Source organism: Modicisalibacter muralis, assembly GCF_900102945.1.
GTDB lineage: Bacteria > Pseudomonadota > Gammaproteobacteria > Pseudomonadales > Halomonadaceae > Modicisalibacter > Modicisalibacter muralis.
Genome location: NZ_FNGI01000008.1, coordinates 161,157 through 183,161 on the forward strand (window position 1 = coordinate 161,157; position 22,005 = coordinate 183,161).

The following is a 22,005-nucleotide window of genomic DNA, read 5'->3' on the forward strand; positions in this document are numbered from 1 at the left end:
GGAGACAATAACGATGACAGAGCTCAGCTATGCGCTCGATACGTTCTACTTTCTCATTTGCGGCGTGCTGGTGATGTGGATGGCCGCCGGTTTCTCGATGCTGGAAGCCGGGCTGGTACGCTCGAAGAACACCGCGGAAATTCTTACCAAGAATATCGTACTGTTCGCGATCGCCTGCACCCTGTACCTGCTGGTCGGTTACGCGATCATGTATTCGAGCGATGCCGGTGGCGTTCTACCCAGCCTGGGCGTGCTGATCGGCAGGGAGAACAGCGTCGATGCGGTGCTCGCCGGCGGCGATGGCGCCCCGTACTACTCGGCTCGCGCAGATTTCTTCTTCCAGGTGGTGTTCGTCGCGACCGCCATGTCGATCGTCTCGGGGGCCGTCGCCGAGCGCATGAAACTGTGGGCCTTCCTGGCCTTCGCCGTGGTCATGACCGCATTCATCTATCCGGTTTCCGGCTTCTGGACCTGGGGCGGCGGCTGGCTCGCCACGCTGGGTTATTTCGATTACGCAGGCTCGGGTATCGTGCATCTGGCGGGTGCCTCGGCGGCGCTGGCCGGCGTGCTGGTACTCGGCCCGCGCAAGGGCAAATACGGCAAGAATGGCGCCATTTACGCCATCCCCGGCGCCAACATGCCGCTGGCCACGCTGGGCACCTTGATTCTGTGGATGGGCTGGTTCGGCTTCAATGGCGGCTCCGAACTGAAAGTCTCCGATGTCGCCTCGGCCAACAACGTGGCTCAGGTACTGCTCAATACCAACGCCGCCGCCGCGGGTGGGGTGATCGCCGCGCTGATCCTGTCCAAGCTGTATTTCCGCAAGGCCGACCTGACCATGATATTGAACGGCGCCATCGCCGGCCTGGTCTCGATCACCGCCGATCCACTGTCGCCCAGCGGGCTGGGGGCGACGCTGATTGGCGCGGTGGGTGGGCTACTGGTGATGGTCGCCATCGTCGCGCTCGACAAGCTGCGCATCGACGATCCGGTGGGCGCGATTTCCGCCCACGGCGTCGCCGGCATCTGGGGAGTGTTGGTGGTGCCCGTCAGCAACGCCGGGGCCAGTTTCGCCGCCCAACTGATCGGAACCATCGCGATCTTCGCTTGGGTATTCATCGCCAGTCTGATCGTATGGTTGGTCATCAAGGCGGCGATGGGCGTGCGGGTCAGCGAGGAGCATGAATACGAGGGCGTCGATCTAGCCGAATGCGGGCTGGAGGCTTATCCCGAGTTTACCCTCGGCGGCAATAAGTAACTCCGGCACAACGCAGTGAGTAGGCGTGCCCCACCGCTCGCGCGGTGGGGCCTTTTTTTAATCCCCCGGCGAGCGGTGTATGCTTTAAAATATCATTCCCTGCAATGCCACCCGCCAACAGGATGCGAGGAGAAAAACGATGAAACTGGTGACTGCCATCATCAAGCCGTTCAAGCTCGACGACGTGCGTGAGTCTTTATCCGAGATCGGCGTTCAAGGCATCACCGTGACCGAGGTCAAGGGCTTCGGTCGCCAGAAGGGCCACACCGAGCTGTACCGTGGCGCCGAATACGTGGTCGATTTCCTGCCCAAGGTCAAACTGGAAGTCGCCGTGGATGACGAGATGGCCGAGCAGGTCATCGATGCCATCACCCAGGTCGCGAACACCGGCAAGATCGGCGATGGCAAGATCTTCGTCTCGCCACTGGAGCAGGTGATCCGCATCCGCACCGGCGAAACCGGCAAGGACGCAGTGTGAGGCCGTCTCGCTCGTCTGCGTGGCACCCGTGGTGAAAGCGAAAAGGCCCCGATGACGGGGCCTTTTGCATGGTTGGCGAAGTCGCTCAGCCCGATAGCAGATTGGGCAACCACAGCGAGATCGCCGGCACGTAGGTGATCACCATCAGGAACCCGAGCAACAGGCACAGCCACGGCAGCGCTGCCTTGATTACCCAGCCGATCGAGCGCCCGGTGATCCCGGCGGTGACGAACAGGTTGAGGCCCACCGGGGGCGTCAGCATGCCGATCTCCATGTTCACCACCATGATGATGCCCAGGTGGATCGGGTCGATGCCCAGTTGCATGGCGATCGGGAACAGGATCGGCGCCATGATCAGCAGAATCGCCGAAGGCTCCATGAAATTGCCCGCCGCCAGCAGCAGCAGGTTCATGACGATCAGGAACCCCCACGCTGGCAGCCCCCACGCGATGATCGACTCGGCGATCGCATGCGGAATCCGCTCGGTGGTCAGCACGTGCGCGAACAGCATGGCGTTGGCGATGATGAACAGCAGCATCATCGATACCTTGGCGCCGTCGAGCACCACCTTGCGCACTTCCTGATTATGGAAGGAAGTAACCATCGCCAGCGGTACCTGCCACAGGCTACGGCCTATCGCAGCGAAGACGTTCTCTCCCTCACGCTGCCACGGCTGGTTCTTGAGCGGGCCGATATCGCGATAGCCAATGACCGCCACCAGCCAGCCATACACCGCGGCAATGGCCGCCGCCTCGGTGGGACTCGCCACGCCGCCGTAGATCGAGCCCAGCACCAGGATGATCAGCATCAAGCCGGCCAGCGCCTTGAAGAACGAGCGCGTCAACGCGCCGACGCCGGGGAACGGCTCTGCCGGCAACTTCATGATGCGCGCCGAAATGTAGATCGCCACCATCAGGATACCGCCCATCATCAGCCCCGGTATCAGCCCCGCCATGAACATCTTGGCGGCGGACACCTCGGTGGCGGCCGAATAGACCAGCATCACGATCGATGGTGGAATCAGAATGCCCAGCGTACCGGCATTGGCGATGACCCCGGCGGCATACGACTCGGGGTAGCCCTGGCGCACCATGCCGGCAATCACGATCGAGCCGATCGCCGCCACCGTCGCGGGTGACGAACCGGAGACTGCGGCGAACAGCATGCACGCCATGACCGACGACATCGCCAGGCCACCCTTGACGTGGCCCACGGCATTGGTTGCGAAGTCGATCAAACGACGCGCCACGCCACCGGTGGAAAGAAAGGCGCTCGACAGGATGAAGAACGGAATCGCCAACAGCGTGTAATGGTGCGAAACGGCCGCAAACAGCTTGATGGCGATCGAACCCAGTGAGTCCGGGGAAAACAGCAGGATCGTCACCACGCTGGAAAAGCCCAGCGCGAAGGCGATCGGCATGCCCAGGAAAATAGCCAGGAACAACAGAATGAACAGGCATGCGATAGTCACGAGCGATGCTCCTTGTCAGGCGAGTCTTGATCGTGTTCGGCCAGATGCATGCTTTCCTCGGCCTCGTCCGAATAGCCGAAACCCTCGGCCTCGTCCTTGAATACCCGCCAGCCCAACTCGACGAAGCGCAGCACCAGCAGTGCCATGCCGATCGGCAGAATCAGCGTCGCCTGCCACTTGGGAATGGGGATGTCCTGAAGCTCGATACCGATCATATGGGTCAGTTTCAGGTATTCGTAGCTGCCGACTAGGATCAGCCCGCAGTAGGTCAGGCACACGGCCAACGCGATCAGCGTGACGATGCGCCGCCCGCGCCGGGGCAATTTCTTGACCAGCACATCGACACCGATATGCGCGCCGTGCTTGACGCCCCACGACACGCCGAACAGCACGAACCAACCGGAGAGATACAGCGCCCCCTCCTGAGCCCAACTGATGCCCGCGGTGAGCACGAAGCGGTAGAACACTTCGATCGTCACCAGAAACACCATGGCTACCAGAAGCGCGCAGAAGATGTTCTCTTCCAGCCTGTTTAGCCAGCGCACGATCATGATTGCACCTCGACGATAAAGCGACGGCGGGCATATCGCCCGCCGTCACGTGGGAGGAGCTTAGCCTTCATTGGACGCCACGGCGGCATCGATCACGTCCTGACCGATTTCATCGGCGAACTGATCCCATACCGGCTTCATCGCCTCGACCCACTGCTGGCGCTGCTCGGGCGTCAAGGTAATGATCTCCGACTTACCGGAGTCGATGATTGCCTGCTTGGCTTCCTGGTTTTCCTTCAAGGCGATCGAGTTGCCATAGGCCAGGGCCTGCTTGAGTGCCGCCTCGACCTTGGGCCGCACGTCCTCAGGCAGGCCGTTCCAGAAGCTCGCCGACGAAACCACCATGTAATCGATCAGGCCGTGGTTCGATTCGGTGATGTACGGCTGCACCTCGAAGAACTTCTGCGAGTAGATGTTGGAATAGGTGTTCTCCTGGCCGTCGATCGCCTGGGTCTGCAGCAGAATGAAGACTTCAGAGAACGGCTTCTTCAGTGGCACGGCGTCGATGGCCTTGAATTGCGCCGCGAGCACGTCGGAGGTCTGAATGCGGAATTTCTTGCCGGCGGCGTCTTCCGGTACGCGCAGCGGCTCCGAGGCCGAGAGTTGCTTCAGGCCGTTATGCAGGTAGCCCAGGCCGATCAGCCCCTTGTCCTGCAGCGAGGTCAGCAGTTGCACACCGGTCGCGCTGTTCTGGAAGCGCTCGACCGCCGCCATGTCCTCGAACAGGAACGGCAGATCGAAGACCTGTAATTGATCGGTGTACTTCTGGAACTTGGACAGCGAGGGCGCGGCAAGTTGGACATCGCCCAGCAGCATGGCTTCGAGGACCTGGTCGTCACCGTAAAGCTGCGAGTTGGGATAAACCTCGACATCGACCTGATCGCCGAGCTTCTCCTCGACCAGTTCCTGGAACTTGATGGCCATCTGGCCCTTGGGCGTGTTCTCGGCAACCACATGTGAGAACTTGATTGTGATGGGGTCGGCGACGGCAGCGCCGGCGGCCATCATGATGCCGGCCGCGAGGGAGGTCAGCGAGGCGAACTTCAGCATAGACATGGATTGATCCTTGCACGTTGTTACTGTTGTTGTGGTGTGTGGCTGATGCTTCCGGCCACAGCTCGTCCACTACATAGCAATCCTCGTGCCAGATCACCTAATCGCCAGTTTCAACAGTGCTGCTCATGCGTTCGGCTTAGGTCGTGGTATCGCCAAGACCGTGAATGAGCGTAAAGCGTGCGGCTTTACGCACAGAAAAAAGCCGAAAGTGTGCGGGTTTCCGCACGCTTTCGGCGTCATGAAAATCTTCTCGCCTTACTGGCTATCGACTACAACTACCTCGTCCAACTATCACTTCTCGACGAAGGCGCGCTCGATCACGTAGTCGCCGGGCTCGCCCATGCGTGGCGAGATCTTGAAGCCCAGGTCGTCGAGCATGGCGCTGGTGTCATCGAGCATTGCCGGGCTGCCGCAGATCATCGCGCGGTCCTGCTTGGGATCGAGCGGTGGCAGGCCGGTGTCCTCGAACAGCTTGCCGCTGGTAATGTGATCGGTCAGGCGGCCGGTGGTGTGGAAGTCCTCACGGGTCACGGTGGGGTAGTAGACCAGTTTCCGGCTGATTTCCTCGCCCAGGTATTCATGCGCCGGCAGCTCCTTGCCGATGAAGTCGGCATAGGCCAGTTCGCTGACGGTACGCACGCCGTGGATCAGCACGATCTTGTCGAAACGCTCGAAGGCTTCGGGATCTTGGATCAGGCTCATGAACGGCGCCAGGCCGGTGCCGGTGGAAAGCAGGTAAAGGTTGCGCCCGGGCAGCAGATCGTCGGTAACCAGCGTGCCGGTGGGCTTGCGGCTAACCATGATCTGGTCGCCGACCTTGAGGTGCTGCAAACGCGATGTCAGCGGGCCATCGGGCACCTTGATGCTGAAGAACTCGAGATGATCCTCGTAATTGGGGCTGGCGATCGAGTAGGCGCGCATCAGCGGCTTGCCCTGGACTTCCAGACCGATCATCACGAACTGGCCGTTCTTGAAGCGTAGACTGCGCTCACGGGTGGTGCGGAAACTGAATAGCGTGTCGTTCCAATGATGAACGCTCAGTACTTCTTCCAGGGCGAATTTACTCATGACGGCTCCTAACGTTATTCCCTAAACGCATAAAATAGCGCGTTTTTACTTGAGTTAAATTCTAAGCTCAACTTATTAATCTGTTAAATGGGTTGTTTGAATAACACTTATCTGCGAATTTGATATAGAGGCCGTTTCAGAGAAAATCCATGCGTTACACCCTGCGTCAACTCGAGGTCTTCGTCGCCGTCGCCCAGCACGAGAGCGTCTCGCGCGCCGCCCGCGCGTTGGCGCTATCGCAGTCCGCCGCCAGCACCGCGCTGGCCGAGCTCGAACGTCAGTTCGACTGCCAATTGCTCGACCGCATCGGCAAACGTTTGAAGCTCAATGCGCTGGGCTTCCAGATTCTGCCCAAGGCGGTCGCCCTGCTCGACCGCGGGGAAGAAATCGAAGAACTGCTACGCGGCCAACGTGGCGTCGGCTCACTAGATGTCGGCGCCACGCTGACCATCGGCAACTACCTGGCCACGCTACTGATCAGCGACTTCATGCAGCGCCACCCCGGTAGCCGGGTGCGCCTGCACGTGCGTAACACCGCAGCGATCGTCGAGCGCATCGTTTCGCATGAACTCGACCTGGGGCTGATCGAGGGCGACTGCCAGCACGAGGATGTGGTCATGCAGCCGTGGGTCGAGGATGAACTGACGGTGTTCTGCTCGCCCCGCCATCCATTGGCCAAGGTCCGCGAGGTGAGCACCGACAACCTACTGCGCGAGGCCTGGATCATGCGCGAACAGGGCTCGGGGACGCGGCTGACGCTGGAACAGGCGACGCGCCATCGGCGTGGGCGCTTCAACATCCTGCTCGAGTTGGAGCACACCGAAGGCATCAAGCGCGCGGTGGAGTCCGGGCTCGGCATCGGCTGCGTGTCGCATCTGGCGCTGCGCGATGCCTTCCGGCGCGGCAGCCTGGTGCCCATCGCCACGCCGCAACTCGACCTCAGGCGCCAGTTCACCTTTATCTGGCATCGCCACAAGTACCTGACCACCGGCATGCGCGAGTTTCTACGCCTGTGCCAGCAGATGACCGAGGGCATCCAGCGCAGCGACGAGATCGAACTACCTTATGTCCCCTGATTGCAACGACCCGGATTAATGCCCGGGCCGCTATGCTACATCACTGGTCGGCTAGAATTCGCTCCACTCGTCCAGCGTCTCTTCAGGGCGGGAGTTCAACGCCACGTTGCGCGGAGCAACTGCCGGTGGAAGGCGACTGATTGAGGCAGTGGCTGTTCTCTCCAGAACCGCATTAGTGGGAGCCGCCTGCTTGCTTACTCGGAACGTGGCAATCAGTCCAGTCAACTGCCTGGCCTGCTCCTCCAATGAGGCGGCGGCGGAGCTTGTCTGCTCGACAAGCGAGGCATTCTGCTGGGTCACCGAATCCATCTGCGTCACCGCCACGTTGATCTGCTCGATACCGCCGTTCTGTTCACGCGTGGCCGAGGATATTTCATTCATCAGCGCCGATACCCGACGAATCGATTCGACGGTCTCGTTAATGGTTTTCCCGCTACGCTCCGCCTGCTCGGCGCCATTAACGATCTGTGATGTGGTTTCCTCGATCATGGCACGAATCTCCTTGGCGGAGTCAGCGCTACGACTCGCCAGTGAGCGCACCTCGCTGGCAACCACGGCGAAACCTCGACCCTGTTCGCCGGCACGCGCCGCCTCGACCGAGGCATTCAAAGCCAGGATATTGGTCTGGAAGGCAATCGAATCGATGACCTCGACGACCTCATTGACCCTGCGTGAGCTGTTGGCGATTTCACGCATCAGCAGGACGGTGTGCTCGACTTCCTGACCGCCGGCCTCCGCCGCCTGAGAAGCGCTGGTCGATAGCCGATCGGCTTCGCTGGCCGAATCGCTATTCTGACGCACTATGGATGCCATCTGCTCCATGCTGGATGCGGTTTCCTGCAGAGCGGAGGCCTGCTGCTCGGTGCGCGACGACAGGTCTTGGCTCCCGGCGGCGATTTCGCCAGCAGCCACACGCACCGAGTCGCTGCTATCGCGGATGCTCACTAGCACCGTTTCGATTTTATCGACGAAGGCGTTGAACTGGATCGCCAGCTCGGCGGATTCATTGCGTCCTCTGACCGGCAGGCGCTGAGTCAGATCGCCGTCGCCCGAGGCGATGTCGCGCATGCGCTCGGCCAGTTGGCGCAGCGGGCGCGCGATGCCGCTGCCCACTAGCCAGATCGCGACCAGCCCGACCACGGCGACCAGCAGCCCAATCAGCAGCATGCCGACGATGCTCTCGCTGTTCTGCTGGCGCAGATCGCCCTGCAGCGTCTGCAGGTCGGCGAGCACTGCCGCCTCAGGCAGTTGCAGTAGCAGGGTCCAGACCACGCCGGTATCGCCGATCTCGAACGGCAGATACAGCCGAATCCGCCCCTCGGCCTCGTTCCACTGGCTGAACGGCTGGCCGCTTTCGAGCTGCTGCAGGCGTGCGGCGACCTCCCTGCCAAGAACATCGCCGGCCGGCTCGCCAAGCCGCTCGGCATTCGGGGTATAGGCGACCAGGCCGCCGCGTGGCGCGATCAGCGCCATGGCACCGGCGCCGCCGTAGAGCCCCTGGTTGGCCTCGTCGAGCAGGGCCTGGATGAAGTCGACCGACAGATCGGTACCGGCGACGCCACGAAATTCGCCATCGACCATGATCGGCACGTTGAACGAGGTGACCAGTAGTGTCTCGCCGTTGTAATCATAGAAATGCGGATCGACGATACAGGTGCGCTGCGTTTCCTTGACGCAGAGGTAGTATTCGCCTTCGCGAATCCCCATTGGGTCACGCTCTTGACTCTCCATGCCACTGCCCAGCGGTAATACCTCGATATCACCGCTTTCGGCTCGGTACCACCACGGCATGAAGCGCCCACTGCCATCGTAACCGCCATCCTTGCGACCGGCGTAGTAGGCATCATGGCCGAAGGCATTGGGCTCCCAGCCGATAAAGGCATCCAGCAGCTCGGAGTTTTCGGCCACGGTGTTGCGGACCAGGTTAGACAACTCCTGGCGTGTCATCAGCGACAGCGGCAGGCCGTTGGCGCCGGTCTCGCCCATCAGTTCGTTGGTCTGCGCCAGCATCGAGGCAATCGTCAGCGGCAACTCCAGTTGGCGCTGGATCTGGCCGGCCTGGGCGCGCGCCAGCGCCGCCAATCGCTCATCGATGGCCTGCTTGAGCAGCGCCCCGGTACGGGTCTCCACCGTCGCCTGAGTGCGCGCCGTGGTGAACAGCGAATAAGCCACCAGCGCTGCCACTACTGTCAGAATGCAGGCACCGACAACAACAACGACGAAGGAGCGTAGAGATTTGAAATGCATTAATCGGAACCTTGATATTCTATTTGTTGGTTCGAAGTCGTCAGTCGCGGCGTGCCCTGTTGGCGTGAGGCGTTCTGGGGAACCGAGCGCGCCAGCGTGAAGCCCCCCACCGCCTGGGTAAGGAGTAGCGACTGTTCCTTCAACTGGTCGGCGGCCGCTGCGGATTCCTCGACCAGCGCGGCGTTCTGCTGGGTCATACGATCGAGTTCGGCCACCGCCAGATTGACCTGGCCGATGCCCTGGCTCTGTTCGTGAGTCGCGGCACTGATCTCGCCCAGCACATCGGTGACCCGCGCCACGCTGGCGACGATCTCGTTCATGGTTTCCCCGGCGGTGCGCACCAGTTCGGCGCCACCGCGGGTCTTTTCGGACGAGGCATCGATCAGCGTCTTGATCTGGCGTGCGGCATCGGCGCTACGACTGGCCAATTGGCGCACCTCGCCGGCTACCACCGCGAAGCCCCGGCCCTGCTCGCCGGCGCGCGCCGCTTCCACCGAGGCGTTGAGCGCCAGCAGGTTGGTCTGGAAGGCGATGCCGTCCATCACCGTGACGATCTCGGCGATCTTCTGCGACGAGCTCTCGATATCGTCCATGGTCTGCACCACCTCGGAGACCACTTTACCGCCTCTTGATGCGACCTCCGATGCCGACTGCGACAGTTGGTTGGCCTGGCGCGACGACTCGGCGGTGTGCTCGACGGTGCTAGTCAACTGCTCCATCGACGCCGAGGTCTCCTGGATGTTGGAGGCGGCGTTCTCGGTGCGCCCCGATAGATCCTGACTGCCGAGTGCGATCTCGGCGGCGGCCACGCGTACCGAGTCGCTGCTGTCGCGAATGGTCACCAGCACCGCTTCCATCTTGCCGACGAAGCGATTGAAGGCGTCGGCGATCTGTGCCACCTCGTCGCGCCCGGCGACCGGCAGACGACGGGTCAGGTCGCCGCTGCCACTGGCGATGTTCTCGAGCGCATCGCGTACCCGTAGCAGGCCAGCGAAGGAGCGCTTGAGCCATAGCCCGAGCAGGATGGCGGCAATCACCGCGACGACCAGCAAGGCAATCAGCGACGACTGGATGATCGCGCGTAGCCCCGCAGTCGCTTCGAACTCATCCAACGCCACGCCCAATTCCCAATCGGTGCCGGCAATCGGCATGACGGCGAGCCGCTTGGTTTCGCCAGCGACATTCACCGCTGCCCAGCCACCGTTTTCACCCAGGGCGGCGACTGTCTCCGATGTCAACTCAGCGCTCAGCGTATTCAGCGGCTTCAGAGTCAACTCGGCGTCGGGATGAGCGATCAGCGTTTCGCCGCCGGTGCTGAGGAAGGCGAAGCTCGACGGCGTCGGCTGGATCGCCGCGACATCGGCGACGATAGTATCGAGCACGATATCGCCGCCGATCACGCCAGCCAATTTTCCGTTACGCGAGATTGGCGTGGCAAAAGTGACAACCGTCTTACCTGTAGTAGCGTCCACATAAGGCATCGATAGGATGGTCGCGCTCTGCTCGATGGCGCTTTGGTACCAGTCGCGATCGCGCGGATCGTAATCGTCCGGCGGCACCCAGCCATCGGAAGAAATCAGGCTGCCGTCGGGCTTGCCCAAATAGGCGGAAAGGAATCCCCCCGACTCGGCTAACTGTACCAGTGCCGTCATCGGCTCATTTCCCATAACCGGCGCGCGCGCCGCTTCGAGCATGCTCGAACGCGAGGCGATCCACTCTTCGATGGCCGCGGCATTGCCCTCGGCCACGGCAGCGAGGTTGTTCTCGATGGCGTCTTCGTAGTGGGTCTTGACGGTGAAATAGCTCACCCCGGCACCTAGTGTCATGGCCAGGGCGATAATCACCACACAAGCGACTTGAATGCGGCGTTTCAGGGAAGACAGCATGTCGGAAATCTCGGTCGGATCAGTGTGAGGTGCGCGGTAGCGCGTGGACACACTATCGACAGCTGCCGACAAAACTTTAGACCAAGGTAGCGCTCAGGGCTTATCGAGCGCCTCGGCAATTTCCTGTGTAGAGGCCCGTGAAAGATCCTTGTCGACTTCCTTTATCACGCATTCGCGGGTCGCAGCGTCCAGCTGCTTACGCAACGCGCCCAGAAACTGCGGCTCGGCGACGATCATAAAGCTATCGGCCTTGCCTTGGGTGCGTGCATCGTGCAGATATTCGGCGACCTCCTTGGCGAAGAACGACGTGTGCTTGTCGGCTGTAGCTTCGACATTGCCTGTCTGGTGTTGGCTCTTCGTATCGCCGCCACCGCCCTGCTCACCCTTGCCACCGGTGCGCAGGTCACCGGCATGCTGCTGACTTTCGGGATGAACCAATGTATCGATCTCGCGCAATCCCTTGCTTTCATGAACAAGAATTCGGGCGCGGGCCGCGTCGGCGGCAATGATATAGGTCGTCATGGGAGCCTCCTTACCGGCTGATGTCCTTTATTCTGCAAACGCTACTTCAAGATGGCTGATGGGCGTGGGCAACACAAACCGTAGCTGTTGGCAGGCGATGCGCTTGGCTTCAGCCAGGCGAAAAGAAGAGGGCCAATAGAGAACGAACAAGGGCAGCACGATCACTCTCGCCGACAAAGGCAAACCTGTTAGAATCCGTCGACCGGCAAGGAATGCCGGAACGCGACCGAGTCGTCATCACCGATGCCGATTTCACCGGAGTACTGCTGATGCGTAACTTTTTTCTTTTGCGCCGACCGCTACCGCGGCGCACCGTGGTTTTCTGTCATGTCGTGTTGCAACTGGCGCTGTTGTTGGCTGGCGGTGCCTGGCTCGTCCGCCACAGCCCATTACTGAGCCCCGTCACCTGGAGCGACGCCTGGCCGACGCTGGCGTTGGGAATGGGATTACTGCTGCTATCGCTGGTCGGCGTGCGGCTGCTGGCCGAGTTGATGATGTTGCCTCATCACCTGATGAACATGCGCCAAGGCTTCGCGCCGAGCGCGGTGATGACACGCTCTTTCGAACGACGCCCTGCGGTGCACGATGCCGATGGCGCCTGGGTCAACGAAGTCAAGCCGGTCTCACCCGACGAGGGCATCATCGGCAGCGCCCGAGTGACCCGCCCCCGGCGTGCCGCCAATGCCCCGACGACCGCCGAGCCGACGCTCGATCTGCAAGACGGCGCCAACGACACGCAGGCCGATTGGCGCCGCCAGGAGCCGAGCATCTAGCCAAATGGCTTGGCTGCTCGGGGAGTTCAGTGGCCGAGTATCTGGCTGAGGAACAGCTGGGTACGCTCGGACTGCGGATTGTTGAAGAACGGCTCCGGTGCGTTTTCTTCGATGATCTGACCTTGATCCATGAAGATCACCCGGTCGGCGACGGTCTTGGCGAAGCCCATCTCGTGAGTCACGCAAAGCATGGTCATGCCTTCCTCGGCCAACTCGATCATGACGTCGAGCACTTCCTTGATCATCTCGGGGTCGAGTGCCGAGGTGGGTTCGTCGAACAGCATCACTTCGGGATGCATGCACAGCGAGCGGGCAATCGCCACGCGTTGCTGCTGCCCCCCGGATAGCTGGCCAGGGTACTTCTTGGCCTGATCGGCGATACGCACCCGCTCCAGGTATTTCATGGCGGTCGCCTCGGCCTCCCGGCGCGGGCGCTTCTGCACCCACACCAGCGCCAGGCTACAGTTCTCGAGCACCGTCAGGTGGGGAAACAGATTGAAGTGCTGGAACACCATGCCGACACGCCGGCGAATCTGCTCGATGCGCTTGATGTCCTGAGTCAGCGGCGTGCCGCCGACGACGATCTCGCCCTGCTGATGCTCCTCAAGATGGTTGATGCAGCGGATCAGCGTCGACTTGCCCGACCCCGAGGGCCCGCAGATAACGATGCGTTCGCCCTTCTTGACGGTGAAATCGATATCGCGCAGCACATGGAAGTCGCCGTACCACTTGTTGACACCGCGCATCTCGATCATCGGTGCGCCATCATCGAGTTTGGCTTGTTGTGTACTCATTGCATTTGTCCTTGTTAACGACCCCAAGCGTCAGCGCTAATGGCCGGTGTGCAGCTTGCGTTCGAGATGCTGGCTATAGCGCGACATGCTGAAACAGAATATCCAGAACACCAGCGCCGCGAAGACGTAACCCTCGATGGCGTAACCCAGCCAATCGGGATCGGCCAGCGACGCCTGGACGATCGCCAGCAGGTCGAACAAACCGATGATCAACACCAGCGAGGTGTCCTTGAACAGCGCGATGAAGGTATTGACGATACCGGGAATCATCATTTTCAGCGCCTGAGGCAAGACGATCAGCCCCGTTCGCTTCCAATAACCCAGGCCCAGCGCCGCGGCCGCCTCGGACTGCCCCCTGGGAATGGCCTGCAGACCGCCACGCACCACTTCGGCGATATAGGCACTCTGGAACAGCGTGATGCCGATCAGCGCGCGTACCAGCTTGTCCAGATTCACCTCGGTGGGCACGAACAGCGGCAACATCACCGACGCCATGAACAGCACGGTGATCAGCGGCACGCCACGCCAGAACTCGATGAAGATCACGCAGACGCTCTTGATGATCGGCATCTTGGAGCGCCGCCCCAGCGCCAGCATTATGCCGATCGGCAGGGCGCCGACGATGCCGACGACCGCCAGTACCAGGGTCAGCATCAACCCACCCCATTTGTAGGTGGGTACTAACTGCAGGCCAAAGATCCCACCGTGCAGCAGAACGAAGGCCACGACAGGAAAGACGATCAGCGTGAGCACCGCCGCCCATCGCTTGGCCGGCAAGCGGGGAATCGCCAGCCAGGCAAGCAGCCCCGCGAGCAACGCGAAGGTCAGGTTGACGCGCCAGTGCAACTCATCCGGATAGAAGCCGTAGATGAACTGCTCGAAGCGCGCGTTGATGAACACCCAGCAGGCACCGCCGGAGTCACAGGCCTCACGGGTTTCGCCGAGCCAGTCGGCGTTGATGAAGGCCCACTCGAACACCGGCGTCAAGCCGGCAATCAGTGCCCAGATAGCCAGCAGCGTGAAAACACTGCTGATCGGGCCATTGAAAAGGTTGCCACGCAACCAGGCCACCGGGCCCACGCTATGGTTAGGCGCGGCGCGAGCGGAGACCAGAGTCTTTTCGTTTGCCATATCGTCCACTCTATCGCTCCACCAACGCCACATGGGCGTTGAACCAGTTCATGAACATCGAAACCAACAGGCTGATGGTCAGATAGACCGCCATGGTCATCATGATCACCTCGACGGCCTGGCCGGTCTGATTGAGCGTCGTACCGGCGAATACCGCGACCAGGTCGGGATAACCGATGGCGGTGGCTAGCGATGAGTTCTTGATCAGATTGAGGTACTGGCTGGTCAGCGGTGGAATGATCACGCGCATCGCCTGGGGAATCACCACCAGACGCAGGGTGAAGCCATTGGATAGCGACAACGCTCGCGCCGCCTCGGTCTGTCCATGTGATATCGCCTGAATGCCCGAGCGCACGATCTCGGCGATGAATGCCGCCGTGTAGATCGATAGCGCCAACCACAGCGCCGTGAACTCGGGGATGATGGTCATGCCGCCCTTGAAATTGAATCCCTGGAGCTCAGGCATTGCCCAGGTCAGCGGCCGGCCACTGATCAGAAATACCAGCAGCGGCAAGCCGGCGATCAGACCAAGGCTGATCCAGCCGGCCGGCACCCGCTCGCCGGTCGCATCCTGACGCTTACGGTTCCAGCGTATCAGTACGATGCTAGCCACGATCGCGACGACCAGCGCCACCAGGGTCCAGACCAGGCCGGGCTGAGCCAGCGGCTCGGGCATCACCAGGCCACGTACATTGAGAAATACCGCCTCGCCCAGGCTGATGCTATCGCGCGGCGAGGGCAGAGCACGCAGCACCGCGAAGTACCAGAAAAATATCTGCAGTAGCAGCGGAATATTGCGGAACGTTTCGATATAGGCGCTAGCCAGGCGAGCCAGCAGCCAATTGGGTGACAGTCGCGCGATGCCGATCACGAAGCCGAGTATCGTTGCCGCGATGACACCCAGCGCCGACACCAGCAAGGTATTCAGCAGGCCCACCACGAAGGTGCGTCCGTAGCTACTGGCGGGGCTGTAGTCGATCAAACTCTGGATGATGCCAAAGCCGGCGCGGTCATCGAGAAAGCCGAAGCCGGTGCTGATGCCCATCGCCTGCATGTTGTTCAGGGTGTTGCTGACGATCGCCCCGATCGAGCCGAAGACGGCGAGCAGCAGCACGGCCTGGAAAAATAACGCACGCTTGGCGGGGTCGCGCCAGAACGGCGGTTTTTGCCTACCGGGAGGAGGCGTCGAAGGTCTTGCCATGGATAAACGTCTCCACTAGCGATGACACGAGACAGACGCCGCCCGGGCTTGCGCCCGGACGGCGTCCAGTGGAGAGGTTTAGCGAACGGGCGGTCCGTAGTGCAGGCCACCCTCGGTCCACAGGGCGTTGAGCCCGCGCTCGATCTCAAGCGCAGAATCCTTGCCTACGTTTCTGGCGAAGATTTCCTCGTAATTGCCCACGTTCTTGATGATCTTGTAGGCCCAGTCGGCGGAGAGGCCCATCGACTCGCCGAAGTCGGAATTGACGCCGAGCAGACGCGCCACCTTGGGGTTGGGCGGGTTGGCCTTCATCTCGTCGACGTTCTCGCTGGTCACGCCCAGCTCCTCGGCGTTGAACATGGCGAACAACGTCCACTTGACGATGTCGAACCACTGCTCGTCACCCTGACGAACCACCGGGCCCAGCGGCTCCTTGGAGATCACTTCCGGCAATACCTCGGCGCTCGCCGGGTCGGAGAGCTTGATGCGTAGCGAGTAAAGCTGCGAGGTATCGGAGGTCAACACATCGCAACGCCCGGCCTCGAAGCCGCGCACGGTCTGGTCGGAGGTGTCGAAGACCACCGGCTCGAAGGCCATGTCGTTGGCGCGGAAGTAATCGGCGACGTTGAGCTCGGTAGTGGTGCCCGACTGCACGCAGATGGAGGCACCGCTCAACTGCTTGGCGCTGTCGAGGCCGAGGCTCTTGTTGACCATGAAGCCGATACCGTCGTAATAGGTCACGCCGGTAAAGTTCAGGCCCAGTGCGGTATCGCGCGACGATGTCCAGGTGGTGTTACGCGACAGCATGTCGATTTCGCCGGATTGCAGCGCGGTGAAACGCTCCTTGGCGTTCAGCGGCACGTATTGCACCTTGCTGGGATCGTCGAAGACCGCCGCGGCGACGCCACGGCAGATATCGACATCCAAGCCCTGCCAATCGCCATTTTCATCGGGGGCGGAGAAGCCCGGCAGGCCGGTACTCACGCCGCATTTCAGCATGCCCTGCGCCTTGACGGCATCGAGTGTCTCGGCGGCTTGCACGCCACTCGCCAACGTGGCGGCCAGTGCGACGCTGGCGGACAACAGAAGAGACTTCTTGTTGTTGTTCAACATTACGGTTCCCCTAGGTTTGGGTATGGTCTTCATGCTCGTGGCACGTGACTAGACAGTAGCAAAAACCATTGCTCCGCCGTTAAGCCCGGCAAAAAACCTTACTTCAACGTTAGCTGGCAGCACACGCTGACCGGAAGCCGTGAAAAGCCTAGGGTTATTTATGGAAACCCATCGCAGGATCGCGCGCACGATCCGCTCCGCTGTTCTCTCCAAGCATGCGCCAACCGGTGGCTGGCGCGGGCTGGAGGGAACGAAAAGAGGCGAGAGATGGAGTTCAGTCGGCGAGTTGGTGACGCATGAACGGTGGCAATACCAATGCGCCGCGATGCAACTCGACGCTGTAGTAATCGAGCGCCAGGTCGGCGCGTGCGGCAGCGTCCTCGCGAAAGACATTCACGTCCATGCCCTTGCCGGCCAAGGTGGCGCTCCACCAGCCGGAGGGGTAGACCGGTTGCGGGAACGGCAGCGTGGCGACGCTGTCGAAGCCGGCCTTGCGCATGTCGGCGCGCAGTTCGCGGATGATGGTTGTGCTGTGATACAGCGGCGACTCGCTCTGCTGAACCATCACGCCGCCGCTGCGCAGCAGGCGGTGGCACTTGGCGAGAAAGTCGACCTTGAACAGTCCCTCGGCCGGCCCCACCGGATCGGTGGAATCGATGATGATGATATCGACACTCTCGGCCGGCGCCGTATCGATCCACTTCACGCCGTCCTCGAAGAGCAATTCGGCGCGCGGGTCGTCGTTGGATGAGGTCAAGGCAGGAAAGAAGCGCTCGGAGGCCTTGGTGACTTCCTCGTCGATATCGATCTGGGTGACTTTTTCCACCCCCGGATGCTTGAGCACCTCGCGCAGCGTGCCGCAATCGCCGCCGCCGATGATCACCACCCGCCGAGGATCGGCATGCGTGAACAGCGCCGGATGCGACATCATCTCGTGATACAGGAAATTATCGCGATCGGTGAGCATCACGCAGCCATCGAGCACCATCAGGTTGCCGTAGGTCTGGGTGGCGTAAACCTCGAGATGCTGATAGGGGCTCTGCACGTCGAGCAATTTCTCGCTGATTTTCAGCGAGAAGGCGCTACCGTGGCTATCGAAGACCTCGGTGAACCAGTGATCGTCGAGTTGCTGGGTCATGAAAACCTCGTCGCTATGCAATGAAATCAAACTGTTAATTGGCCTGGTGATATGCCGGGCTCAGTTCATGCAGCGCCGCCATGAAGGCGCTGACGTGATCCGGGTCGGTAAACTGACTGATGCCATGGCCCAGGTTGAAGATGTGCCCCGGCCCCGCGCCGTAGCTGGCCAGCACCCGCGCCACTTCGGCACGGATCGCCGCAGGCCTGGCGAACAGCACGTTGGGATCGAGATTGCCCTGTAGCGCCACGCGATGGCCGACTCGCGCACGCGCATCGCCGAGCTCCGTCGTCCAGTCGAGGCCCACCGCGTCGCTGCCCACGGCGGCGATATCCTCGAGCCACTGACCGCCGTTCTTGGTGAACAGGATCACCGGCACCCGGCGCCCTTCATGTTCGCGAATCAGCCCGGCGACGATCTTCTCCATGTAACGCAGCGAGAATTCCTTGTAAGCCGGTGTCGACAGCGCCCCGCCCCAGGTATCGAAGACCTGCACCGCCTGGGCGCCGGCACGAATCTGTGCGTTGAGGTAGTCGATCACGGCGCGGGCTAGCAAATCGAGTAGCCGGTGCAGCGATTGCGGGTCGTCGTAGAGCATCGCCTTGACGTGGCGGAAGTCCTTGCTCGAGGCGCCCTCGACCATGTAGGTCGCCAGTGTCCACGGACTACCCGAGAAACCGATCAGCGGCACCCGGCCATTGAGCTCGGCGCGGATGGTACGCACCGCGTTCATCACGTAGCCGAGATCGCGCTCGGTATCGGGCAGGCTCAGCGCGGCGACCGCCTCGGCGGTGCGCACCGGCTTGCGGAACTTGGGGCCTTCGCCTGTCTCGAAATACAGCCCCAGCCCCATGGCGTCGGGGATGGTCAGGATGTCGGAGAACAGGATGGCTGCATCCAGCGGATAGCGCTCCAGCGGCTGCAGGGTGACCTCACAGGCACGCGCGGCATCCTGGCACAGGTCCATGAAACTACCGGCCTGACCGCGAACCTCGCGATATTCCGGCAGATAGCGCCCGGCCTGGCGCATCATCCATACCGGCGTGCGATCCACCGGCTGGCGAGCCAGTGCACGCAGAAAGCGATCGTTGTTGAGTTCCATGAAAGCTCGTCACTTGGCGAATTTGCCGCCATTGTAACGGATGCCATCGCTCGCCTGTTATAATGCGACTCTTTTCTCTGGGGCTAGGCCTCATCGAAGCTCGAGGTTCATCGTGACGATTCGCTTCATCGCCGCTTCCAAGCTGCCCACCCCCTGGGCCACCTTCACCATGCATGGCTTCGAGGACGACGCCACCGGCAAGGATCACATCGCCCTGACACTCGGCGACGTGGCCAGCCCCGTGCCCGTGCTGGGGCGCGTGCATTCGGAATGCCTGACCGGCGACGCGCTGTTCTCGATGCGCTGCGATTGCGGCTATCAGCTTCAGGAAGCGCTCAAGCGCATCGCCGACGAGGGGCGTGGCGTGCTGCTTTATCTGCGCCAGGAAGGGCGTGGCATCGGCCTGCTCAACAAGATTCGCGCCTACCACCTGCAGGACGACGGCCTCGATACCGTCGAGGCCAACGAGCAATTGGGCTTCGGCGCCGACCTGCGCCGCTACGACCTGTGCGTGCCGATGCTCGAACACCTGGGCGTCGCGTCGCTCAAGCTGATGACCAACAACCCGCGCAAGGTCGAGGCGCTGACCCGCGACGGCGTAACCGTTACCGAGCGCCTGGCGCTGACCACCGGACTGAATCCTCACAACGAGCACTATCTGTCGACCAAGGCCGGCAAGCTCGGTCATATGATGGCGCTGGGCGACTTCACCCACGCCAGCGATGTGGATATCGAGCGCCGCTCCTAGCGTGGGCGGCCGGTGAACCTCTCCCGCGTTTTCGACGTCATAGGGAAACCGTTTCGTCGTACGCCGTGGAGGGCCACCGATGCCCGAGCCCGAATACCAAACCGACCCAAGAACGCCCGCGCACCCACAACCCACCGCCGATCTCGATTACACCCTGCTCGAAGAGTGGCTGCATAGCATCAGCCACGGTATCGGCGCGGCTTTCAGCCTCGCCGGCATGACGGTGTTGATCGTGCTGGCCAGCCTGGCCGCCGATGTCGACCCCTGGAAGATCGTCGGCGTGAGCCTGTACGGCACCAGCCTGGTACTGCTGTACACCGCCTCGACGCTTTACCACGGCGCTCGCCACCCGCGACTCAAACGTGCCTTGAAGGTACTCGATCACTGCGCCATCTACGGCCTGATCGCCGGCACCTATACGCCCTTCCTGCTGGTCAACCTGCGTGGCCCGCTGGGTTGGACGCTGTTCGCGGTAATCTGGGGCCTGGCACTCGGCGGCATCGCCCTGAAGCTGATCTGGCCGCGGCGCTTCGGAGTGCTGCGCGTGGCGGTCTACCTGACCATGGGCTGGCTGATCGTGTTCGCCGCCGGGGAAATGGGCGCGCACCTTTCCGATACCAGCATCGTCCTGCTCGTCGCCGGCGGCATCACCTACACGGTGGGCGTGGTATTCTACGCGATCCGCGCGATTCCCTTCCATCACGCCATCTGGCACCTGTTCGTGCTCGGCGGCAGCGTTTGCCACTATTTCGCCGTGTATACCGCGGTGCTGCCCTTTCAGGCCTGAGACGCTTCGGTTAGACATGGGCAGGACTTAACTCGGGTTCTCGGCTGCGCGACCCGACGCCGCCTGCCCCCATAGCCTGTTCAGCACATAAGCCAGCACCAGCAACGCGACCACTCCCGTGCCCAGTGCCGGCAGCGCCGAGCCGGTCAGCCCGGCTACCAGGAAGGCGCACAGGGCGGCCATGCCAGCACACAGCGAATAAGGCAGTTGCGTGCGCACATGATCGATATGGTCGCAGGAGGAACCGGCGGACGACAGGATGGTGGTATCGGAAATCGGCGAGCAGTGATCACCGAAGATCCCGCCGCTGAACACCGCAGCGATGGTCAATGCCAGGGACAGGTCCATTGCGACCGCGACGGGTATGGCAATCGGGATCATGATCGCGAAAGTGCCGTAAGAGGTGCCGGTCGTGAAGGCAATCACGGCCCCGATGATAAATAGCAGCACGGGAACAAGCGTGGGCGTAATGCCCTGCTCGGCCACGTTCACGATGTAGTCCGCCGTACCCAACTGGTCGGTGACGCTACCGATCGACCAGGCCAGCGTGAGGATGATATACACCAGGGTCATGCTCTTGAAGCCGGTGACCACGATCTCCATGGCTTCGCGAAAATCGAAGAGTTTTTGCTGCATGCCCATGGCCAGGCCGACGATCACCGCCAGGAAGGTCGCGATCAAAATCGATTGCCCGCCTTTCGCTTCGCCCACGGCGGTGATCAAATCGTTTTCTGGAAAGTTGCCGGACCACAGAAACAGCACGGGGATCAAACCCACCAATACCGCAATAGGCACCAGCATGTTGCGCTTGCGGGATTGCTCTTCGGATACGCTCGGCATCTCCGTCGCCTCCCGGTCGGACGGTGGCTGGGCACCCTCGGCGAGCACCTTACCCGTGGTGCGTGCGCGGTGTTCGGCGCCTGCCATGGGGCCGAAGTCCCACCCGGTCAACACCACCAGCAGGATCATCGTCAGCGCCAACCAGGCATAGAAATTCATCGGGATCGTGGCCAGGTAGATCAGATAGTCCGAACCCGATATTCCCAGCGTGTTGAGCTGGGTACCGATCAGCCCCATCACGAAGACCACCCAGGTAGATACCGGGCCGAGAAGGCACATGGGCGCGGATGTCGAATCGACGATGTAGGCGAGCTTTTCCCGCGACACACGCATCCTGTCGGTGATCGGGCGCATCACACTACCCACCGTCAACGCATTGAAATAATCCTCGAAGAAGATGAGCACGCCAAAGCCCATCGTCGCTCCCTGCGCCCCGCGTGGGGATTTTACTTTGCGTGAGATTGCCCGGGCGATGGCGTTGGCACCGCCGGTACGCTGCAACACGGTGATCAGCACACCGAACAGGCCACAGTAGATCAGTACGGTTGCACTCCATTCATCGCCCACGCTGGGAATGATGAAGTCAGCGAAACTGGCATGCAGACCGGCGACGGGATTCCATCCATTGAGCATGGTGGCACCCAACCAGACCCCGCAGAACAATGCGGGAATGACGTTACGCGTCACCAGCGCGAGCGCGATCGCCAGTAACGGCGGCAGCAAAGAGAGTAGCTCGAACGACATAAACAATTCCTGTTGTTGTCA

At 61.5% G+C, this 22,005-nt stretch carries 20 protein-coding genes; 6 read left to right on the forward strand and 14 right to left on the reverse strand.

The genetic code is table 11. The features are described from left to right. Window positions 1-13 precede the first annotated feature (13 nt). On the forward strand, window positions 14-1,258 hold the full coding sequence (locus BLR92_RS14060; RefSeq protein ID WP_089729648.1) for an ammonium transporter: 1,245 nt from the start codon (window positions 14-16) through the stop codon (window positions 1,256-1,258). 139 nt (window positions 1,259-1,397) lie between these two features. Beyond that, window positions 1,398-1,736 (forward strand): P-II family nitrogen regulator, encoded by a 339-nt coding sequence (gene glnK / locus BLR92_RS14065; protein ID WP_089729650.1) that lies wholly within the window; start codon window positions 1,398-1,400, stop codon window positions 1,734-1,736. 85 nt (window positions 1,737-1,821) lie between these two features. On the opposite strand, the gene BLR92_RS14070 is transcribed toward glnK, so the two are convergent. From BLR92_RS14070 to BLR92_RS14085, 4 genes are all read right to left on the reverse strand, one after another. Next, window positions 1,822-3,207 (reverse strand): TRAP transporter large permease, encoded by a 1,386-nt coding sequence (locus BLR92_RS14070; protein ID WP_089729652.1) that lies wholly within the window; start codon window positions 3,205-3,207, stop codon window positions 1,822-1,824. Continuing rightward, entirely contained in the window at window positions 3,204-3,758 is a 555-nt protein-coding gene (locus BLR92_RS14075) for a TRAP transporter small permease (protein WP_175488824.1), read from the reverse strand. The genes BLR92_RS14070 and BLR92_RS14075 overlap by 4 nt, the downstream gene beginning before the upstream one ends. Before the next feature lie 60 nt (window positions 3,759-3,818). Beyond that, window positions 3,819-4,814 carry a TRAP transporter substrate-binding protein gene (locus BLR92_RS14080; protein ID WP_089729654.1) on the reverse strand — a complete coding sequence of 332 codons (996 nt, stop codon included), beginning with the start codon at window positions 4,812-4,814 and terminating at the stop codon, window positions 3,819-3,821. A gap of 291 nt (window positions 4,815-5,105) precedes the next feature. Continuing rightward, window positions 5,106-5,882, reverse strand: a complete 777-nt coding sequence (locus tag BLR92_RS14085; RefSeq protein WP_089729657.1) for a ferredoxin--NADP reductase — start codon at window positions 5,880-5,882, stop codon at window positions 5,106-5,108. Between the two features lie 149 nt (window positions 5,883-6,031). Here BLR92_RS14085 and BLR92_RS14090 point away from each other — a divergent pair, with 149 nt between their 5' ends. Then, window positions 6,032-6,958 (forward strand): LysR family transcriptional regulator, encoded by a 927-nt coding sequence (locus BLR92_RS14090; protein ID WP_089729660.1) that lies wholly within the window; start codon window positions 6,032-6,034, stop codon window positions 6,956-6,958. A 51-nt stretch (window positions 6,959-7,009) separates the two neighbouring features. Here BLR92_RS14090 and BLR92_RS14095 read toward each other — a convergent pair whose 3' ends face one another. The 3 genes from BLR92_RS14095 to BLR92_RS14105 form a co-directional block, all read right to left on the reverse strand. After that, a complete protein-coding gene (locus BLR92_RS14095; RefSeq protein WP_089729662.1) occupies window positions 7,010-9,205 on the reverse strand; it encodes a methyl-accepting chemotaxis protein in 2,196 nt (731 codons plus the stop codon). Further along, window positions 9,205-11,091, reverse strand: coding sequence for a methyl-accepting chemotaxis protein (locus tag BLR92_RS14100; protein ID WP_089729664.1), 1,887 nt, complete (start codon window positions 11,089-11,091; stop codon window positions 9,205-9,207). The genes BLR92_RS14095 and BLR92_RS14100 overlap by 1 nt, the downstream gene beginning before the upstream one ends. Before the next feature lie 93 nt (window positions 11,092-11,184). Further along, window positions 11,185-11,613 carry a host attachment protein gene (locus tag BLR92_RS14105; protein ID WP_089729666.1) on the reverse strand — a complete coding sequence of 143 codons (429 nt, stop codon included), beginning with the start codon at window positions 11,611-11,613 and terminating at the stop codon, window positions 11,185-11,187. Window positions 11,614-11,825: 212 nt separating this feature from the next. Here BLR92_RS14105 and BLR92_RS14110 point away from each other — a divergent pair, with 212 nt between their 5' ends. Continuing rightward, complete coding sequence (locus BLR92_RS14110; protein ID WP_175488825.1) at window positions 11,826-12,386, forward strand: hypothetical protein; 561 nt, start codon at window positions 11,826-11,828, stop codon at window positions 12,384-12,386. Between the two features lie 26 nt (window positions 12,387-12,412). Here BLR92_RS14110 and BLR92_RS14115 read toward each other — a convergent pair whose 3' ends face one another. The 6 genes from BLR92_RS14115 to hemE form a co-directional block, all read right to left on the reverse strand. After that, window positions 12,413-13,141: an amino acid ABC transporter ATP-binding protein gene (locus BLR92_RS14115; RefSeq protein ID WP_089729752.1), complete on the reverse strand. Its 729-nt coding sequence runs from the start codon at window positions 13,139-13,141 to the stop codon at window positions 12,413-12,415. Between the two features lie 75 nt (window positions 13,142-13,216). After that, the gene (locus tag BLR92_RS14120) at window positions 13,217-14,311 is read right to left on the reverse strand and encodes an amino acid ABC transporter permease (protein WP_089729754.1); all 1,095 of its coding nucleotides are present in this window, start codon (window positions 14,309-14,311) and stop codon (window positions 13,217-13,219) included. A gap of 10 nt (window positions 14,312-14,321) precedes the next feature. Then, entirely contained in the window at window positions 14,322-15,512 is a 1,191-nt protein-coding gene (locus tag BLR92_RS14125) for an amino acid ABC transporter permease (protein ID WP_089729668.1), read from the reverse strand. Window positions 15,513-15,590: 78 nt separating this feature from the next. Then, entirely contained in the window at window positions 15,591-16,625 is a 1,035-nt protein-coding gene (locus BLR92_RS14130) for an amino acid ABC transporter substrate-binding protein (RefSeq protein WP_089729670.1), read from the reverse strand. Window positions 16,626-16,899: 274 nt separating this feature from the next. After that, window positions 16,900-17,763, reverse strand: a complete 864-nt coding sequence (speE, locus tag BLR92_RS14135; protein WP_089729672.1) for a polyamine aminopropyltransferase — start codon at window positions 17,761-17,763, stop codon at window positions 16,900-16,902. Between the two features lie 34 nt (window positions 17,764-17,797). Beyond that, window positions 17,798-18,865, reverse strand: coding sequence for a uroporphyrinogen decarboxylase (gene hemE / locus BLR92_RS14140; RefSeq protein ID WP_089729674.1), 1,068 nt, complete (start codon window positions 18,863-18,865; stop codon window positions 17,798-17,800). Window positions 18,866-18,977: 112 nt separating this feature from the next. Between hemE and ribA the strand changes: the two genes are divergently transcribed. Continuing rightward, window positions 18,978-19,613 (forward strand): GTP cyclohydrolase II, encoded by a 636-nt coding sequence (gene ribA, locus BLR92_RS14145; RefSeq protein ID WP_089729676.1) that lies wholly within the window; start codon window positions 18,978-18,980, stop codon window positions 19,611-19,613. Window positions 19,614-19,692: 79 nt separating this feature from the next. After that, entirely contained in the window at window positions 19,693-20,400 is a 708-nt protein-coding gene (gene trhA, locus BLR92_RS14150) for a PAQR family membrane homeostasis protein TrhA (protein WP_089729678.1), read from the forward strand. Window positions 20,401-20,427: 27 nt separating this feature from the next. Here the strand turns inward: trhA and BLR92_RS14155 are convergent, their stop codons facing one another. Beyond that, the gene (locus BLR92_RS14155) at window positions 20,428-21,984 is read right to left on the reverse strand and encodes a Na+/H+ antiporter NhaC family protein (protein ID WP_089729683.1); all 1,557 of its coding nucleotides are present in this window, start codon (window positions 21,982-21,984) and stop codon (window positions 20,428-20,430) included. Window positions 21,985-22,005: the final 21 nt, after the last annotated feature.

Excerpts from the sequence above, each read along its gene's own strand:
- BLR92_RS14105 (WP_089729666.1), bottom strand. The coding sequence starts at position 11,613 with ATGACGACCTATATCATTGCCGCCGACGCGGCCCGCGCCCGAATTCTT.
- BLR92_RS14080 (WP_089729654.1), bottom strand. The coding sequence starts at position 4,814 with ATGTCTATGCTGAAGTTCGCCTCGCTGACCTCCCTCGCGGCCGGCATC.
- BLR92_RS14090 (WP_089729660.1), top strand. The coding sequence starts at position 6,032 with ATGCGTTACACCCTGCGTCAACTCGAGGTCTTCGTCGCCGTCGCCCAG.
- trhA (WP_089729678.1), top strand. The coding sequence starts at position 19,693 with ATGCCCGAGCCCGAATACCAAACCGACCCAAGAACGCCCGCGCACCCA.
- hemE (WP_089729674.1), bottom strand. The coding sequence starts at position 18,865 with ATGGAACTCAACAACGATCGCTTTCTGCGTGCACTGGCTCGCCAGCCG.
- BLR92_RS14125 (WP_089729668.1), bottom strand. The coding sequence starts at position 15,512 with ATGGCAAGACCTTCGACGCCTCCTCCCGGTAGGCAAAAACCGCCGTTC.
- BLR92_RS14120 (WP_089729754.1), bottom strand. The coding sequence starts at position 14,311 with ATGGCAAACGAAAAGACTCTGGTCTCCGCTCGCGCCGCGCCTAACCAT.
- BLR92_RS14100 (WP_089729664.1), bottom strand. The coding sequence starts at position 11,091 with ATGCTGTCTTCCCTGAAACGCCGCATTCAAGTCGCTTGTGTGGTGATT.
- BLR92_RS14085 (WP_089729657.1), bottom strand. The coding sequence starts at position 5,882 with ATGAGTAAATTCGCCCTGGAAGAAGTACTGAGCGTTCATCATTGGAAC.
- BLR92_RS14075 (WP_175488824.1), bottom strand. The coding sequence starts at position 3,758 with ATGATCGTGCGCTGGCTAAACAGGCTGGAAGAGAACATCTTCTGCGCG.
- BLR92_RS14155 (WP_089729683.1), bottom strand. The coding sequence starts at position 21,984 with ATGTCGTTCGAGCTACTCTCTTTGCTGCCGCCGTTACTGGCGATCGCG.
- BLR92_RS14130 (WP_089729670.1), bottom strand. The coding sequence starts at position 16,625 with ATGTTGAACAACAACAAGAAGTCTCTTCTGTTGTCCGCCAGCGTCGCA.
- BLR92_RS14110 (WP_175488825.1), top strand. The coding sequence starts at position 11,826 with ATGCCGGAACGCGACCGAGTCGTCATCACCGATGCCGATTTCACCGGA.
- BLR92_RS14095 (WP_089729662.1), bottom strand. The coding sequence starts at position 9,205 with ATGCATTTCAAATCTCTACGCTCCTTCGTCGTTGTTGTTGTCGGTGCC.
- speE (WP_089729672.1), bottom strand. The coding sequence starts at position 17,763 with ATGACCCAGCAACTCGACGATCACTGGTTCACCGAGGTCTTCGATAGC.
- glnK (WP_089729650.1), top strand. The coding sequence starts at position 1,398 with ATGAAACTGGTGACTGCCATCATCAAGCCGTTCAAGCTCGACGACGTG.
- BLR92_RS14115 (WP_089729752.1), bottom strand. The coding sequence starts at position 13,141 with ATGATCGAGATGCGCGGTGTCAACAAGTGGTACGGCGACTTCCATGTG.
- BLR92_RS14060 (WP_089729648.1), top strand. The coding sequence starts at position 14 with ATGACAGAGCTCAGCTATGCGCTCGATACGTTCTACTTTCTCATTTGC.